Origin of the sequence: Planktotalea sp., assembly GCF_049680325.1 — a bacterium.
Taxonomy (GTDB): Bacteria; Pseudomonadota; Alphaproteobacteria; order Rhodobacterales; family Rhodobacteraceae; genus Planktotalea.
Genome location: NZ_JBAUHO010000071.1, coordinates 1 through 15,493, shown reverse-complemented (window position 1 = coordinate 15,493; position 15,493 = coordinate 1). Strand labels below are relative to the sequence as shown.

The window sequence follows — 15,493 nt, the reverse complement described above, 5'->3', positions numbered from 1 at the left end:
TATGGGCGCATCACTCAGCTGTCAGAAGTGGTGGCTTTTTACCTGACAAGCGGGGCTTGTCTGGCCCTTCGGTTTTGAGGACGATCTTGCCGTCTTTCACGTCAACCGTCACCACGCCGCCCTTGGCGAGTTTGCCAAACAGAAGTTCTTCCGCCAGCGGCTTTTTGATATGCTCCTGAATGACGCGGCCCAGCGGACGCGCACCCATTTTGCTGTCATAGCCTTTATCCGCAATCCATTCTGTAGCGGCCTTGGACAATTCGAACGTCACGTTGCGGTCCATAAGCTGCGCTTCAAGCTGAAGCACGAACTTTTCAACCACTTGCATGATGACTTTCTTGGGCAGGGCACCAAAGCTGATAACTGCGTCCAGACGATTGCGGAACTCTGGTGTGAAGGTGCGCTCGACCGCTGCGGTGTCTTCACCTTCGCGGGCGGAGCGGCCAAAGCCCATCGCCTCTTTCGCCTGTTCGGCAGCGCCGGCGTTAGAGGTCATAATCAAAACAACATTGCGGAAATCGACCGCGCGGCCATTGTGATCGGTCAACTTACCGTGGTCCATCACCTGCAAAAGGATGTTGAACACATCAGGGTGCGCCTTTTCGATCTCGTCAAGCAGCAGTACGCAATGCGGGTGCTGATCGACGCCATCTGTGAGCAATCCGCCCTGGTCAAAGCCGACATAGCCGGGAGGGGCACCAATCAAACGCGAAACTGCGTGCTTTTCCATATACTCGGACATGTCAAAGCGCAGCATTTCCACGCCAAGCGCGTCAGCCAGTTGTTTGGCAACTTCGGTCTTACCCACGCCTGTTGGCCCTGCGAACAGGTAGTTGCCAATGGGCTTTTCAGGTTCACGCAGACCTGCACGTGACAGTTTAATTGCAGAACTAAGCGCCTCGATCGCGGCGTCTTGTCCGAAGACGACGCGTTTCAGGCTGGCCTCGAGATCGCGCAGTACTTCTGCATCGCCTTTGGAGACATTCTTGGGTGGAATGCGGGCGATTTTGGCGACAACTGCCTCGATCTCTTTCGCGCCGATAGTTTTGCGGCGCTTGCTCTCGGCAAGCAGATGCTGCGCTGCGCCTGCCTCGTCGATGACGTCGATGGCTTTGTCGGGTAGTTTGCGGTCGTTGATATAACGCGCGGCCAGTTCCACAGCTGTCTTGATCGCTTCAGCCGTATATTTGACCGAATGATGCTCTTCAAAATACGGTTTGATCCCCTTGAGAATTTTTACAGTGTCCTCAACAGATGGTTCCGCGACGTCGATCTTCTGGAAGCGACGCGACAGCGCGCGATCTTTTTCAAAGTGTTGACGGAATTCTTTATAGGTGGTCGAGCCCATGGTGCGCAGCTTGCCGCCCTGAAGAGCAGGCTTCAGAAGGTTGGAGGCATCCATTGCGCCGCCAGAGGTTGCGCCAGCGCCGATGACTGTGTGGATTTCGTCGATGAAAAGGACGCTATCGGGGTGGTCTTCGATTTCAGAAACAACAGCTTTCAGACGTTCTTCGAAATCGCCGCGGTAACGCGTGCCTGCAAGAAGCGCACCCATGTCGAGGGAATAGATCGTCGTCTTGGATAGAATTTCCGGCGTTTCGCCCTGTACGATGCGCCGCGCGAGACCTTCCGCAATCGCGGTTTTGCCAACGCCCGGATCGCCCACCAGAAGCGGGTTGTTCTTGCGGCGGCGGCACAGCACCTGAATGCAGCGCTCAACCTCGCTATCGCGGCCGATCAGGGGGTCGACATCGCCTTTTGCAGCTTTGACGTTCAGATCAACGCAGTATTTTGCAAGCGCGCTTTCTTTCTTCTCTTCGCCCTCCATGGCGGCAGCGGCACCCTCTTCGTCCATCTCTGGCGCGCCTGTGACTGAACGTGGTTCGCCGTAAGCGGGGTCCTTGGCGACGCCGTGCGCAATGAAATTCACGGCATCATAGCGTGTCATGTCCTGTTCTTGCAGGAAGTAGGCCGCATTGCTTTCACGCTCGGCAAACATGGCAACCAGCACATTCGCGCCTGTCACGTCAGAGCGACCTGAGCTTTGCACATGGATGGCCGCGCGCTGGATCACACGTTGGAAGGCTGCCGTCGGCACAGCTTCGGACCCTTCGATATCGGTGATGAGATTGCTGAGGTCGTCGTCAATGAAATCGACCAAGGTCTGACGCAGTTCTTCTGTATCGACGGAACATGCTTTCATCACACGTTCTGCATCGGGTTCGTCCACAAGCGCGAGCAAAAGATGCTCTAGCGTTGCGAATTCGTGGCGGCGTGCGTTGGCCAATGCCAGCGCGGAATGGATAGCCTGCTCAAGTGTTGTCGAAAATGATGGCACGGGTGTGCTCCTTTTTCTTTGGCCCTGCTCAGGGGGTGTCGCGTAGCTTAGGCCTATTGTCTTAAAGTTTGGTCGATATTGGCCCAGCTTCAAGCTAATTCTGTCAGAAGTTGATCAACTTTGATGTGACTGCGGTCATAACTGTCACAATTTGGCGATCAACGTCGGCTTCTGGCCGCTCTAAAAACTGTCGCGGCGCTTTCGTATTTCGGTGAAAACATCCACCTCTGAGGCACCCTGCATACCAAGATGCCGGGCAATTTGTGGGATGTGGGCGCGCAAGAACGGGTTTGTTGCACGCTCAAGTTTAAGGGATGAGGGCACGGTTGGCGTTCCAGCCGCCCGCGCTGTTTCTGTTGCTTCGCATCTAGAAATAAGTGCCGCATTGTCAGGTTCAATAGTTAACGCAAATTTTGCGTTGGTCGTGGTGTACTCATGGCCGGAATACACAACGGTTTCTTCAGGCATCGCAGCAAGCTTGCTAAGGCTTTGGTGCATTTGCCCGGGTGTGCCTTCAAACAGGCGGCCACATCCAAGGGCCATCAGGCTGTCAGCTGTGAAAACGGCATCAAGTTCGGGCATATGAAACGCGATATGTCCAAGCGTGTGACCCGAGACGTCATAAATGTGTGTTGTGATGCCCAGCACGTTAACTGCGTCGCCCTCACTCACCGCTTGCGACAGGGGTGGTAAGCGATGCGCGTCTGCTGCCGCGCCGATAACATTCAAACCTTCGCGTCCAGTGAGGCCATCCAAACCATCGATGTGGTCCCAATGATGGTGCGTCAGCAAAACTGTTGTGAGGGTCCATCCGCGCGCTGTCACTTCGGCATTGATCGGGCCAGCCTCTGGCACGTCAACAATCGCTGCTTCGCGCGTTTCTATATTGCCGATCAAGAATGCGTAATTGTCGGCCAAGCACGGAATTGTCACTATTTCATAGGGCATGGTGTTTCGGCTCCGTGTTGATATGCTTTAGCTTAGATTGGCTGATTGCGAGAGGCGCTGCAATGCATCTTGATGTGCAGGACTTGCGAAATTTCTACTATCGCTCGGCGCTTGGTCGTGCCGCGCAGCGCGCGGTTCGTGATCGTGTTCTCAGAATGTGGCCCGAAGCGCAGGGGCAAACCGTTGCAGGCTTTGGCTTTGCCGCGCCTTTGTTGCGCCCGTACTTGAAGGATGCGCGCCGCGTGATGGCACTTATGCCGGGACCGCAAGGCGTTATTCCCTGGCCTGCCGGTCTGCCGAATGTTTCGGTTTTGTGTGAAGAAATGCTCTGGCCGATTGAAACGGGTCGAGTGGATCGCCTGATAGTAATGCACGGGCTGGAAACGTCGGAAAATCCGACGGCTGTTCTGGAAGAATGCTGGCGCACATTGGGGCCGGGCGGGCGTGCGTTGTTTATCGTGCCGAACCGCGCGGGGCTTTGGTCGCGTAGTGATGCGACCCCCTTTGGATTTGGACGTCCGTACACGCTGTCCCAGCTAGAGACTCAGCTAAAGCGCCACGGATTTTTGCCTGAACGCAGCACCGCCGCGCTTTACCAGCCGCCTAGCAAGAAACGGGCCTGGATGAAGTCGGCGCAGCTGCTTGAACGTATCGGCGGGCGCATCCCGGCAATCTTTCCTGCGGGCGTGTTGTTATTGGAAGCGTCCAAGCGGGTTCAGGCGCCGATCGGACCTGGCCATCGACTGCGTGTGCCAAGTCCGCTGGAAGTTTTAGCACCAAAACCCGTTCCTGAATCGGCGGTGGGAAGAAATCGGGATACCGTTTAGGCTGTGAAAAACGGGCCAAGGAATCACAAAAATCACGAAATATAAGGATTTTTGTAACCTATTAAGGTGCGCATCTCGTCGCATGCCATGGTATACCCTTATAAATAAGGGGGATGGGCTATCACGCAATTGTATCAAGATATGTTGCGATAGAGCAAACGCTCTGCTACATCGACCCAGAATTTCACGCACCGACATATGTTGGAGCTCAATCGCTCTCGACCTGCTCCTCTAGGGGAACGGGGTAAAGAGCCAGAATATCGGAAGGGTGGACGTGTCCGAACCAGCTTCGATTTCCTCAGGTATCGCTGCGCGCTATGCCTCAGCAGTTTTCGATCTTGCCAAGGACGGCAAGGCTCTCGCGAAACTCGAAACCAATGTGGATGATCTCGCCGCGGCGCTGGATGACAGTGCTGATCTGCGTGACTTGATTTCATCGCCTGTTTATTCCCGCGATGTGCAAGGCGCAGCTATTGGTGCGATCGCCAAGAAAATGAAATTGCAACCGATCATGGCGAACACTTTGGCTCTTATGGCCACAAAGCGTCGTCTGTTCGTGTTGCCGCAACTTATCTCGCAACTGCGCGCGCGCATTGCCGACGATAAAGGCGAAGTGACAGCGGAAGTGACATCCGCTACTGCAATGACCAAAGCGCAGTCAGACAAGCTGGCAAAAACGCTGAAGGCCAATGTGGGCAAAGACGTTAAGATCAAGGCAACCGTTGATGAATCCCTCATTGGCGGTCTTGTTGTAAAAGTTGGCTCGAAGATGATCGATACGTCGATCCGCTCCAAGCTAAATTCCCTCCAGAATGCAATGAAAGAGGTCGGATAAATGGGTATCCAAGCTGCAGAAATTTCTGCGATCCTAAAGGACCAGATCAAGAACTTTGGCAAAGATGCCGAAGTTGCTGAAGTTGGCCGGGTTTTGTCCGTCGGTGACGGTATCGCTCGTGTTCACGGGTTGGACAATGTTCAGGCCGGCGAGATGGTCGAATTCCCCGGTGGTATTCAGGGCATGGCCCTGAACCTGGAAGCGGACAACGTCGGTGTTGTTATCTTCGGTTCCGACCGCGACATTAAAGAGGGTGACACAGTCAAGCGCACCAACTCTATCGTGGACGTTCCCGTTGGTGACGAATTGCTCGGACGTGTTGTTGACGGTCTGGGTAACCCGATCGACGGCAAAGGCCCGATCAAAAGCACAAAGCGTGGTGTTGCAGACGTGAAAGCGCCTGGCATTATTCCACGTAAATCCGTTCACGAACCGATGGCGACAGGCCTGAAGTCCGTTGACGCGATGATCCCGATTGGCCGTGGCCAGCGAGAGCTTATCATTGGTGACCGTCAGACAGGCAAAACTGCTGTTGCTCTGGACGCAATCCTGAACCAGAAATCCTACAACGATGCCGCTGGCGACGATGAGAACAAGAAATTGTACTGCATCTACGTCGCGATTGGCCAAAAGCGCTCTACAGTTGCGCAGCTGGTTAAAAAGCTAGAAGAAGCAGGCGCGATGGAATATTCTATCGTTGTTGCTGCGACAGCTTCCGAGCCTGCACCGCTGCAGTTCCTCGCACCTTACGGCGCGACTGCGATGGCAGAGCATTTCCGCGACAACGGCCGTCACGCGCTTATCATCTATGATGACCTTTCCAAGCAAGCGGTTGCGTATCGTCAGATGTCCTTGCTTCTGCGTCGCCCACCAGGCCGTGAAGCTTACCCAGGTGACGTTTTCTATCTTCACTCCCGTTTGCTTGAGCGTTCTGCGAAGCTCAATGAGGACAACGGTTCCGGTTCTTTGACGGCTCTGCCGATCATTGAAACTCAGGGCGGTGACGTTTCTGCGTTTATTCCGACAAACGTGATTTCGATTACAGACGGTCAGATATTCTTGGAAACAGAATTGTTCTTCCAAGGTATCCGCCCAGCTGTGAACACAGGTCTTTCTGTTTCTCGCGTTGGTTCATCCGCGCAAACGAAGGCGATGTCTTCTGTTGCGGGTCCGGTTAAACTCTCGCTTGCTCAGTATCGTGAAATGGCTGCGTTCGCTCAGTTCGGTTCCGACCTCGATGCCTCTACACAGGCATTGCTGAACCGTGGTGCGCGTCTGACAGAATTGATGAAGCAGGCACAGTATTCTCCACTGACCAACGCTGAAATCGTTGCTGTGATTTACGCAGGTACAAACGGCTTCCTTGATAAGATCGAAGTCTCTGACGTGGCTCGCTTTGAGGCTGGCATGTTGGCGCATATGCGTTCCAAGCATGCTGCCCTTCTGGACGAAATCACCAACAAAGATCAGAAGATCAAGGGTGAGATTGCCGATAAACTACACGCAGCACTTACCGAATTCGCTTCTGATTTCGCGTAAGGGGATCTGACAGATGGCAAATCTTAAAGATCTCAAAAATCGGATCCAGAGTGTGAAGAACACTCGTAAGATCACGAAAGCCATGCAAATGGTTGCCGCGGCGAAACTTCGCCGCGCGCAGGAAGCTGCCGAGCAGTCACGCCCCTACACAGAGCGTTTTAACGCTGTGATGGCAGGGCTGGCGGCTTCGGTCGGTGGTTCTGACTCTGCGCCCAAGCTGTTAAGCGGCACGGGCAAGGATGACGTTCATCTGTTGGTTGTCATGACGTCCGAACGTGGCCTTTGCGGTGGTTTCAATACCAACATCGCAAAGAAAGCACGCGCGCATGCTGACACCCTTCTCGCGACTGGCAAGACTGTCAAAATTCTGACGGTCGGCAAGAAAGGCCGCGACAGCCTCAAGCGTGACTTTGGTCAGTATTATGTTGGACACGTTGATTTGTCCGACGTGAAGCGCCTTGGTTATTCTAACGCTCAAGACATCGCTTCTGATGTTCTGGCACGTTTTGATGCGGCTGAGTTCGACGTTGCAACGCTCTTCTATGCGAAGTTCGTGAATGTGGTTACCCAAGTCCCGACAGCGCAGCAGATCATTCCTGCGGCATTTGAAGCGGATGAGGATGCCGGCGCATCTACGCTCTATGACTACGAGCCAAGCGAAGAGGCCATCTTGGCTGACTTGCTACCACGCGGTGTCGCCACTGCTATTTTCTCGGCTCTGCTGGAAAATGCGGCGTCTGAGCAGGGCTCACGTATGTCCGCAATGGATAACGCAACACGCAACGCGGGTGAGATGATCGACAAGTTGACGATCCAGTACAACCGTTCACGTCAGGCCGTCATCACCAACGAGCTGATTGAAATCATTTCGGGCGCGGAAGCGCTCTAAAATATCGGAGTTTACGACATGGCAAATTCTGTCGGAAAAATTACTCAGGTCATCGGCGCTGTCGTTGACGTGCAGTTCGAAGACAACCTACCAGAGATTTTGAACGCTCTGGAAACACAAAACCAAGGCAAAACGCTGATCCTCGAGGTTGCGCAGCACCTTGGCGAGAACACTGTTCGTACCATTGCGATGGATGCGACAGAAGGTCTGGTTCGCGGTCAGGAAGTCACCAACACAAACGCGCAGATTTCTGTGCCGGTTGGTAACGCAACACTTGGTCGCATCATGAACGTGACAGGCGATCCTGTTGATGAAAAGGGCCCTGTTGCTGCTGAAAGCCGCCGCCCAATTCACGGCGACGCGCCAACGTTTGAGCAGCAGTCCACAGCGACAGAAATCCTCGTGACGGGCATCAAGGTTATCGACCTTCTCGCGCCTTACACGAAGGGTGGTAAAATTGGTCTCTTCGGTGGTGCGGGCGTTGGTAAAACGGTTCTCATCATGGAACTCATCAACAACATTGCGAAGGTTCACTCCGGTGTTTCCGTCTTCGCGGGTGTTGGCGAGCGTACACGTGAAGGTAACGACCTTTACCACGAAATGATCGAATCCGGCGTTATCGTTCCTGACAACCTGACAGAGTCCAAGATTGCTCTGGTTTACGGTCAGATGAACGAGCCTCCCGGTGCGCGTATGCGTGTTGCTTTGACTGGTTTGACACTGGCCGAGCAGTTCCGCGATGACACAGGTACAGACGTTCTGTTCTTCGTTGATAACATCTTCCGCTTTACACAAGCGGGTTCCGAGGTTTCCGCCCTTCTTGGCCGTATTCCTTCTGCGGTTGGCTACCAGCCAACACTTGCGACAGACATGGGCGCGATGCAGGAACGTATTTCTTCCACGAAGAACGGTTCCATTACATCGGTTCAAGCGGTTTACGTTCCAGCGGACGACCTTACCGACCCTGCTCCAGCGACATCCTTTGCGCACCTTGATGCGACAACGGTTCTGGATCGTGCGATTTCGGAAAAAGGTATCTACCCTGCGGTTGATCCACTTGGCTCCACATCGCGTTTGCTTGACCCACTGATTATCGGTGACGAGCACTACAAGGTCGCGACAGACGTTCAGCAGGTTCTTCAGCGCTACAAATCGCTTCAGGACATCATTGCCATTCTCGGCATGGACGAATTGTCTGAAGAAGACAAACTGGCTGTTGCACGTGCGCGTAAGCTGGAACGCTTCTTGTCCCAGCCGTTCGACGTTGCGAAGGTCTTCACGGGTTCTGACGGTGTTCAGGTTCCGATCGAAGACACAATCGCGTCGTTCAAGGCGGTTGTCGCAGGCGAGTACGATCACCTTCCAGAGGGCGCCTTCTATATGGTTGGCGGCATCAACGAAGTGATCGCCAAAGCCGAGAAAATGGCCGCGGACGCAGCTTAATCCCTGATCTGGTTGGTGCAGGCATTGGTCTGCACCACCTACAAAGGAGAAGAACATGGCGGACACACTGCAATTCAATCTGGTTAGCCCAGAGCGGAGCCTTGCATCCATGCAGGTCACCGAAGTGCAGATCCCAGGCTCTGACGGTGATATGACGGCTATGGCCGATCATGCGCCTACGATCACCACATTGCGCCCCGGCGTTTTGAAAGTGAGCGGCCCAGAGGGCGATGCGGAATACGTGGTCACTGGCGGTTTCGCAGAGATCGGCGATGGCGGTATTTCCGTTCTTGCCGAGCGTGCGATTGCGAAAGCGGACATGGACCAAGCGACGCTGAAGGATATGATTGACGTTGCAACTGATGCCTTTGCGAAGGCTCAAGAAGCCAAAAGCGAAGGCGCGGACGACGCGGCCAAAGCATTGGCGGATGTTGTTGCAATCGGTGATGCGCTTGGAATTAGCGTCAACTAATTTCGCGCTTCAAGTTTATAGACTAAGCCCTTCCGAAGCTTTCGGGAGGGCTTTTTCGTTTAATATGTGTTTCGTGCTTGCCAAAAATCTGCCCAGATTCAATTCTAAGGTGAGCACAGTCACTTACAATAGATTGCCCGCATTCCATGAAACGCATTCGTAGTCATCTTTTCGGTATAGATCAGGGCGAACACATCATGTTCTCTGATTACGAGAACGATGGAAAAATGTGGTTGGGTAATGGTACGCGGCAACGCAAGAAAACCATTATTTTTTCAGAACCCTTTGTAGATGCGCCCGCTGTACAAGTGTCGATGTCGCTTCTGGATTTGGACAAAGACACCAATGTACGGGCCGATGCGCAGGCGAAGAATATTTCGACCACGGGCTTTGATCTTATCTTCCGAACATGGGACGACACCCGCGTCGCCCGCGTGCGACTGTCCTGGATTGCGATGGGTGGTCTGCGCGATGAAGATGAATGGGACGTGTCATAAGGCACGCATTCAGGCCTGCAATGTCTTCTCTTGACGACGCACACGCCAATGCCCACTAGTCGTGAAGACTTTCTTAAACGTAATGGTGCATCTCTAATGGTTTGTCGGTTCACTTGTGACCGTGACACCTTCAGGTGCACGACAAGGAACAGTAGATGAAATTCCGTTTTCCGATTGTTATCATTGATGAAGATTTCCGATCCGACAACTCATCTGGTCTTGGCATTCGTGCTGTCGCAGAAGCGATTGAAAGCGAAGGCTTTGAAGTACTGGGCACAACCAGCTACGGCGATCTTTCCCAGTTCGCGCAGCAGCAATCACGCGCAAGTGCGTTCGTTCTGTCGATTGATGATGAAGAATTCACACCCGGTCCTGATCTTGACCCTGCTGTCGTAAACCTGCGCAATTTCATCGAGGAAGTGCGCTGGAAGAATGAAGATGTGCCGATCTACATTTACGGCGAAACCAAAACCAGCCGCCATTTGCCGAATGATGTTTTGCGCGAATTGCACGGTTTTATCCATATGTTCGAGGACACGCCTGAATTCGTCGCGCGCCACATCATTCGCGATGCCAAGGCCTATCTCGAAAGCATCCAGCCGCCCTTCTTCAAGGCGCTGCTCGATTACGCAGAAGACGGTTCTTATTCTTGGCACTGCCCGGGTCATTCTGGCGGCGTGGCCTTTCTTAAAAGCCCGATTGGCCAGATGTATCACCAGTTCTACGGTGAAAATATGCTGCGTGCGGATGTGTGTAACGCGGTTGAAGAACTGGGTCAGCTCTTGGATCATAACGGCGCGATTGGTGCATCAGAACGCAATGCTGCGCGGATTTTCAACGCCGATCATTGCTTCTTTGTGACCAACGGCACGAGTACGTCGAACAAGATGGTCTGGCATCATACGGTTGCCCCCGGCGACGTAGTTGTGGTGGATCGCAATTGTCACAAATCCATCCTGCACAGCATCATCATGACGGGCGCAATTCCGGTCTTTATGAAGCCGACGCGCAACCACTACGGTATTATCGGCCCTATCCCAAAGGCCGAGTTCGAGATTGAAAGCATCAAGGCGAAGATCCGCGAAAACCCGCTGTTGGCTCATGTGGATGCGGAAACGATCAAGCCACGGATCATAACGCTGACGCAATCCACCTATGACGGCGTCCTCTATAACACCGAGGTTATCAAAGACATGCTTGATGGCTATGTCGAGAACCTGCACTTTGACGAAGCATGGCTGCCGCATGCGGCGTTTCATTCATTTTATGGCAACTTTCACGCGATGGGCAAAAAGCGCGAACGCCCGACGAAATCAGTTACCTACGCAACGCAGTCCATCCACAAGCTACTTGCTGGCATCAGTCAGGCCAGCCAAGTGCTGGTGCAAGATAGCAAAGAAACCAAATTGGATCGCCACCTCTTTAACGAGGCCTATCTGATGCACACTTCGACCAGTCCGCAATACAGCATCATAGCTAGCTGCGACGTCGCAGCGGCGATGATGGAACCGCCCGGTGGGCGTGCTCTGGTCGAAGAAAGCATTCTGGAATCGCTCGATTTCCGCCGTGCGATGCGCAAAGTGGATGAAGAATATGGCGAAAAGGATTGGTGGTTCCAGGTTTGGGGTCCAGACGAACTTGGCGATGAGGGTGTCGACAACCCAAGCGATTGGGTGCTGAAAAAGACCGACGCAGAAGGGGTTCAGCCCGTTGATGGCGAAGATTCTTGGCACGCATTTGGTGATATGGAGCCGGGCTTTAACATGCTTGATCCAATCAAGGCGACGTTAATCACGCCCGGTCTGAATCTGGATGGTCGCTTTGAAGAAACCGGTATCCCTGCGTCTATTGTAACGAAATACTTGGCGGAGCACGGCGTTGTTGTAGAAAAAACTGGGCTCTACAGCTTTTTCGTTATGTTTACGATTGGCATTACCAAGGGCCGATGGAATTCGCTTTTGACCGAATTGCAGCAGTTCAAGGACGACTACGATAAGAACCAACCCATGTGGCGCTGCATGCCGGAATTTTGCGAGAAACAGTCCAAGTATGAAAAGATGGGCCTTCGCGATATGTGCCAGCACGTGCATTCGCTTTATGCACAGCATGACGTGGCGATCCTGTCGACCGAAATGTATCTCAGCGATCATTTGCCGGAAATGAAGCCTAGCGATGCCTTTGCGTGCATCGCCGCGCGCACGACGCAGCGGGTGCCGATTGATGATCTTGAGGGTCGGATCACGACCAGCCTGGTGACGCCTTATCCTCCTGGCATTCCGCTTTTGATACCGGGTGAAGTGTTCAACAGAAAGATTGTGGAATATCTGAAGTTTAACCGCGCGTTTGCGCGCAAATGTCCGGGCTTTGAGACCGATATCCACGGACTAGTTCAAGAAAAAGACGACGATGGTCTAATTCAGTATTTCGCAGACTGCGTTGCTATCTAAAGCGAAGAAAAAGCGCGGTGCAGATCAAATGCACCGCGCTTGTTTCCTTAGACTGTGTAGAGACCTTCATAAATCGGGCCGAGCGTTTCCATCTCGAACAGTGAAGATACAGACGTACCGTTCCAGATGTTCAGCGTCGCCTGTGCGAACATGGGCGCTGTTGGTACGATGCGGATATTTGGTGCGTCTTGAACGGGCTTGGTTGCCTCAATCGTGTCGGTAATCACCAATGACTTCATTACGGACTTCGTCACGCGCTCAACAGCGGGGCCGCTCAGAACGCCGTGAGTGATGTAGGAATGCACTTCCTTAGCGCCATTCTCGATCAATACCTCAGCCGCCTTACAGAGCGTGCCAGCGGTGTCACAGATATCGTCTACGATGATGCAAGTCTTGCCCTCGACGCTACCGATGATCGTCATTTCCGCGATCTCGCCCGGCTTTTCGCGGCGCTTGTCCACGATAGAAAGCGGTGCATTGATACGCTTTGCCAATTCACGCGCGCGGGCAACGCCGCCCACATCAGGGGAGACGATCATCACGTCACCCATCTGATCCTTGAAGTTCGTCATGATATCGAGCGCGAAAATCGGCGAGGCATAGAGGTTATCGACAGGGATATCGAAGAAGCCCTGGATCTGCGCTGCGTGTAGATCCATGGTCAGGATTCGCTCGATGCCCGCTTCGACCAGCATGTTTGCGACAAGCTTGGCCGTAATCGGTGTACGCGCTTTCGTGCGGCGGTCCTGACGGGCATAGCCGAAGTAGGGGATGACCGCTGTGATGCGCTGTGCAGACGAGCGACGCAGCGCGTCTGCCATGATTAAAAGTTCCATCAGATTGTCATTGGCAGGATTTGATGTGGGCTGGATGATAAACACATCCTCGCCGCGCACGTTTTCAAACATCTCTACGAAAATCTCGCCGTCATTGAAGCGTTCGACGCGGGCATCGACAAGACCAACGCTCATTCCGCGATGCATCGACATGCGCCGGGAAATCGCTTCTGCGAGCGGCTTGTTCGCGTTGCCTGAAATAAGTTTGGGATCGGAGAGATTGGGCATGAGCAGTGTCCTTGGCAGCCAATTCGCGAGCAGAGAATCGCGAGGTTGACACCGCTTAGCATGGCTCTACCGTGCAGCAAAGCACGCAGCCCGCGTTAGCCCTTGGGAGAGACCAGATGCCTCACATAGATTACTATTTTTCGACTCTTTCGCCCTACGTATACCTTGCAGGAACGCGTCTAGAACAAATCGCGGCCAAGCATGGTTATGAAATCAACTATAAACCGCTGGATATTGGCCAGTTGTTTGCCCGCACGGGCGGCACGCTACCCAAAGACCGCCATCCGAACCGTATGGCCTACCGCGCGCAGGAACTGCCCCGTCAGGTGAAAAAGGCGGGCATGGAGCTGAACATGAAGCCTGCTCACTGGCCGACCAACGCAGCGCCTTCGGGTTATGCTGTTATAGCGGCGCAACGTGCAGGTGGCGGCGATCTGGGCGCTTTGGTCCAAGCGTTTTGCCGTTCCGTTTGGAAGGACGACAAAGAGATCGCAGATGATGATGTAATCCGCGCATGTTTGAGCGAAGCAGGCTTTGATCCGGCGCTTGCAGACAGCGACATGCTTGCTTCTGCGGAAACCTATGCGGCTAACCTTGAACAGGCCGTAAATAGCGGCGTTTTCGGGACGCCCTTTTATATCACCGACGCAGGGCAAATGTTCTGGGGGCAAGATCGTCTAGATGATCTGGATGCGCATTTGGCGGGCGATCTGTGAACAATGGTACAACGTGTTCTTGCGGGCCATCCTAGCCATCTAAGCACATATGGCTTTGGCCCGCGTAAGGGTTTGTTGCTGCATTGCTCGCTCGCCCATGGTGGCGTCTATTCCAAACTTGGCGCTGCAATTGGCGGCGCGTTTAGTCTGACAAGTTTCGATCAGCCCGGCCATGGCCGGGCGGCAGATTGGGATGACAAGGGTGATATGCAGGATCGCGTGACTGAAATGGCGCTTGATCTTTTGACCGAGCCAATGGATGTGATCGGGCACAGTTTCGGGGGAACGGTCGCGCTGCGCCTTGCTGTCGAACGTCCTGAGATGGTGCGCAGTCTTATCCTGATTGAACCTGTGATGATGGCCATAGCAAAGGCGGACAACCCCAAAGCAGTAGACGTTTTAAAGCAAGAAATGGGTCCGTTTTATCAAGCTTTACAAGATGGTGAGCTTGAGCTCGCAACGCGGTTGTTTACCGAAACCTACGGTGATGGCCGCCCTTGGGACAGTTTGCCGATCGAAGGGCGAAAAGCGCTCGCGCGTCGCATTCACTTGATCGGTGCGAACAGCCGCGGTGTGAACGAAGATCATTATAACCTTATTGCGTCCCGAAAGTTAGAACAGATCAGCGCGCCGACCCTGGTCATGGACGGCTGCCAAGGCGGGCCTGTGATGGAGGGCGTATGCGCAGGCCTTGCGAAGCGCATTGCGAATACCACTTGGGTGCGTATTTCAGATGGCGGTCACATGGTCCCGCTAACCCGTCCCGAAGCCGTGGCGCGTGAAATCCTTCAGTTTATCAGCCAGCAGCAAGGTTGATAAACTGATCGATTTGCGCGTTTGAAATGGACCAATCGCAGACGAGCCGGCAAAGCACAGGCTCGCTTGGATCATCGCCCTCCAGTTCGCCAAATAGATAGTAAACGGCACCTGCCTCTTTCAAACGCTTGTGTGCTGCACGCGGCAGCTTAGCGAACAGTAGATTTGCCGCTGGCTCTGCAAGGAAGGAAACCCCTTCGAGCACACGCAAACCGCTGGAAAGGCGTGCCATGTTCGCATTCGCCTTTGCCGCGCTTTCGATCCAAAGATTACCGCTTAGATAGGCCTCCATCTGCGCGGACAAAAAACGTCCCTTGGAAAACAGATGCGCTCCGCGTTTGCGGCGCAGCTCGAATTCCCATGATTTAGCGGGATCAAAGAAAATAACCGCCTCAACGCCCATCAATCCGTTCTTGGTACCACCAAAGCTAACGGCATCAATTCCCAGTTTCCAGGACATCTCGGCCGGGGTGCATCCAAGCGCAACCATCGCATTGCCAAAACGTGCGCCATCCAAATGCACGGGCAGGTCGAATTCTTTTGCGACAGCAACAAGGGCCTTCAGTTCTGCCAATGAATGCACCGAACCTTTTTCGGCCACCTGTGTGATTGAAACGGCCCCGCGTTGTGGGCCATGGACGCCGCGCGTGCCTTCACTTGCG

14 protein-coding genes are annotated in these 15,493 nt (G+C 53.8%); 10 read left to right on the top strand and 4 right to left on the bottom strand.

Annotated features, from left to right (window positions below):
* Positions 1-10: 10 nt before the first annotated feature.
* Positions 11-2,338, bottom strand: a complete 2,328-nt coding sequence (clpA, locus tag WBC85_RS02955) for an ATP-dependent Clp protease ATP-binding subunit ClpA (protein WP_424433183.1) — start codon at positions 2,336-2,338, stop codon at positions 11-13.
* A gap of 180 nt (positions 2,339-2,518) precedes the next feature.
* Complete coding sequence (gene gloB / locus WBC85_RS02950) at positions 2,519-3,286, bottom strand: hydroxyacylglutathione hydrolase (RefSeq protein ID WP_424433182.1); 768 nt, start codon at positions 3,284-3,286, stop codon at positions 2,519-2,521.
* 62 nt (positions 3,287-3,348) lie between these two features.
* Between gloB and WBC85_RS02945 the strand changes: the two genes are divergently transcribed.
* The 8 genes from WBC85_RS02945 to WBC85_RS02910 all read left to right on the top strand — a co-directional run bounded on the left by WBC85_RS02945 (position 3,349) and on the right by WBC85_RS02910 (position 12,235).
* Positions 3,349-4,113, top strand: coding sequence for a class I SAM-dependent methyltransferase (locus WBC85_RS02945; protein WP_424433181.1), 765 nt, complete (start codon positions 3,349-3,351; stop codon positions 4,111-4,113).
* 268 nt (positions 4,114-4,381) lie between these two features.
* Positions 4,382-4,948: a F0F1 ATP synthase subunit delta gene (locus tag WBC85_RS02940; RefSeq protein ID WP_424433180.1), complete on the top strand. Its 567-nt coding sequence runs from the start codon at positions 4,382-4,384 to the stop codon at positions 4,946-4,948.
* Complete coding sequence (atpA, locus tag WBC85_RS02935) at positions 4,949-6,487, top strand: F0F1 ATP synthase subunit alpha (RefSeq protein ID WP_424433179.1); 1,539 nt, start codon at positions 4,949-4,951, stop codon at positions 6,485-6,487.
* A gap of 13 nt (positions 6,488-6,500) precedes the next feature.
* Positions 6,501-7,376, top strand: coding sequence for a F0F1 ATP synthase subunit gamma (locus WBC85_RS02930; protein ID WP_424433178.1), 876 nt, complete (start codon positions 6,501-6,503; stop codon positions 7,374-7,376).
* An 18-nt stretch (positions 7,377-7,394) separates the two neighbouring features.
* Positions 7,395-8,819, top strand: coding sequence for a F0F1 ATP synthase subunit beta (gene atpD / locus WBC85_RS02925; protein ID WP_424433177.1), 1,425 nt, complete (start codon positions 7,395-7,397; stop codon positions 8,817-8,819).
* A 55-nt stretch (positions 8,820-8,874) separates the two neighbouring features.
* Positions 8,875-9,291, top strand: coding sequence for a F0F1 ATP synthase subunit epsilon (locus tag WBC85_RS02920; protein WP_424433176.1), 417 nt, complete (start codon positions 8,875-8,877; stop codon positions 9,289-9,291).
* Positions 9,292-9,437: 146 nt separating this feature from the next.
* The gene (locus WBC85_RS02915; protein WP_424433175.1) at positions 9,438-9,788 is read left to right on the top strand and encodes an H-type lectin domain-containing protein; all 351 of its coding nucleotides are present in this window, start codon (positions 9,438-9,440) and stop codon (positions 9,786-9,788) included.
* Between the two features lie 155 nt (positions 9,789-9,943).
* Positions 9,944-12,235 (top strand): Orn/Lys/Arg decarboxylase N-terminal domain-containing protein, encoded by a 2,292-nt coding sequence (locus WBC85_RS02910; protein ID WP_424433174.1) that lies wholly within the window; start codon positions 9,944-9,946, stop codon positions 12,233-12,235.
* A gap of 47 nt (positions 12,236-12,282) precedes the next feature.
* On the opposite strand, the gene WBC85_RS02905 is transcribed toward WBC85_RS02910, so the two are convergent.
* Positions 12,283-13,299: a ribose-phosphate pyrophosphokinase gene (locus WBC85_RS02905; RefSeq protein ID WP_424433173.1), complete on the bottom strand. Its 1,017-nt coding sequence runs from the start codon at positions 13,297-13,299 to the stop codon at positions 12,283-12,285.
* Between the two features lie 116 nt (positions 13,300-13,415).
* Between WBC85_RS02905 and WBC85_RS02900 the strand changes: the two genes are divergently transcribed.
* Together WBC85_RS02900 and WBC85_RS02895 are read left to right on the top strand one after the other, a co-directional pair.
* Positions 13,416-14,015 (top strand): 2-hydroxychromene-2-carboxylate isomerase, encoded by a 600-nt coding sequence (locus tag WBC85_RS02900; RefSeq protein ID WP_424433172.1) that lies wholly within the window; start codon positions 13,416-13,418, stop codon positions 14,013-14,015.
* A gap of 3 nt (positions 14,016-14,018) precedes the next feature.
* Positions 14,019-14,831, top strand: a complete 813-nt coding sequence (locus WBC85_RS02895) for an alpha/beta fold hydrolase (RefSeq protein ID WP_424433171.1) — start codon at positions 14,019-14,021, stop codon at positions 14,829-14,831.
* Here the strand turns inward: WBC85_RS02895 and WBC85_RS02890 are convergent.
* Positions 14,812-15,493: threonine aldolase family protein (locus tag WBC85_RS02890; protein ID WP_424433170.1), on the bottom strand; the 682-nt coding region annotated here is incomplete at its 5' end. The two genes, WBC85_RS02895 and WBC85_RS02890, sit on opposite strands and share 20 nt — an antisense overlap.

Bases quoted from the DNA above. Each gene is read 5' to 3' on its own strand.
- gloB (WP_424433182.1), bottom strand. From the start codon at position 3,286: ATGCCCTATGAAATAGTGACAATTCCGTGCTTGGCCGACAATTACGCA.
- WBC85_RS02945 (WP_424433181.1), top strand. From the start codon at position 3,349: ATGCATCTTGATGTGCAGGACTTGCGAAATTTCTACTATCGCTCGGCG.
- atpA (WP_424433179.1), top strand. From the start codon at position 4,949: ATGGGTATCCAAGCTGCAGAAATTTCTGCGATCCTAAAGGACCAGATC.
- WBC85_RS02930 (WP_424433178.1), top strand. From the start codon at position 6,501: ATGGCAAATCTTAAAGATCTCAAAAATCGGATCCAGAGTGTGAAGAAC.
- atpD (WP_424433177.1), top strand. From the start codon at position 7,395: ATGGCAAATTCTGTCGGAAAAATTACTCAGGTCATCGGCGCTGTCGTT.
- WBC85_RS02920 (WP_424433176.1), top strand. From the start codon at position 8,875: ATGGCGGACACACTGCAATTCAATCTGGTTAGCCCAGAGCGGAGCCTT.
- WBC85_RS02915 (WP_424433175.1), top strand. From the start codon at position 9,438: ATGAAACGCATTCGTAGTCATCTTTTCGGTATAGATCAGGGCGAACAC.
- WBC85_RS02910 (WP_424433174.1), top strand. From the start codon at position 9,944: ATGAAATTCCGTTTTCCGATTGTTATCATTGATGAAGATTTCCGATCC.
- WBC85_RS02905 (WP_424433173.1), bottom strand. From the start codon at position 13,299: ATGCCCAATCTCTCCGATCCCAAACTTATTTCAGGCAACGCGAACAAG.
- WBC85_RS02900 (WP_424433172.1), top strand. From the start codon at position 13,416: ATGCCTCACATAGATTACTATTTTTCGACTCTTTCGCCCTACGTATAC.
- WBC85_RS02895 (WP_424433171.1), top strand. From the start codon at position 14,019: ATGGTACAACGTGTTCTTGCGGGCCATCCTAGCCATCTAAGCACATAT.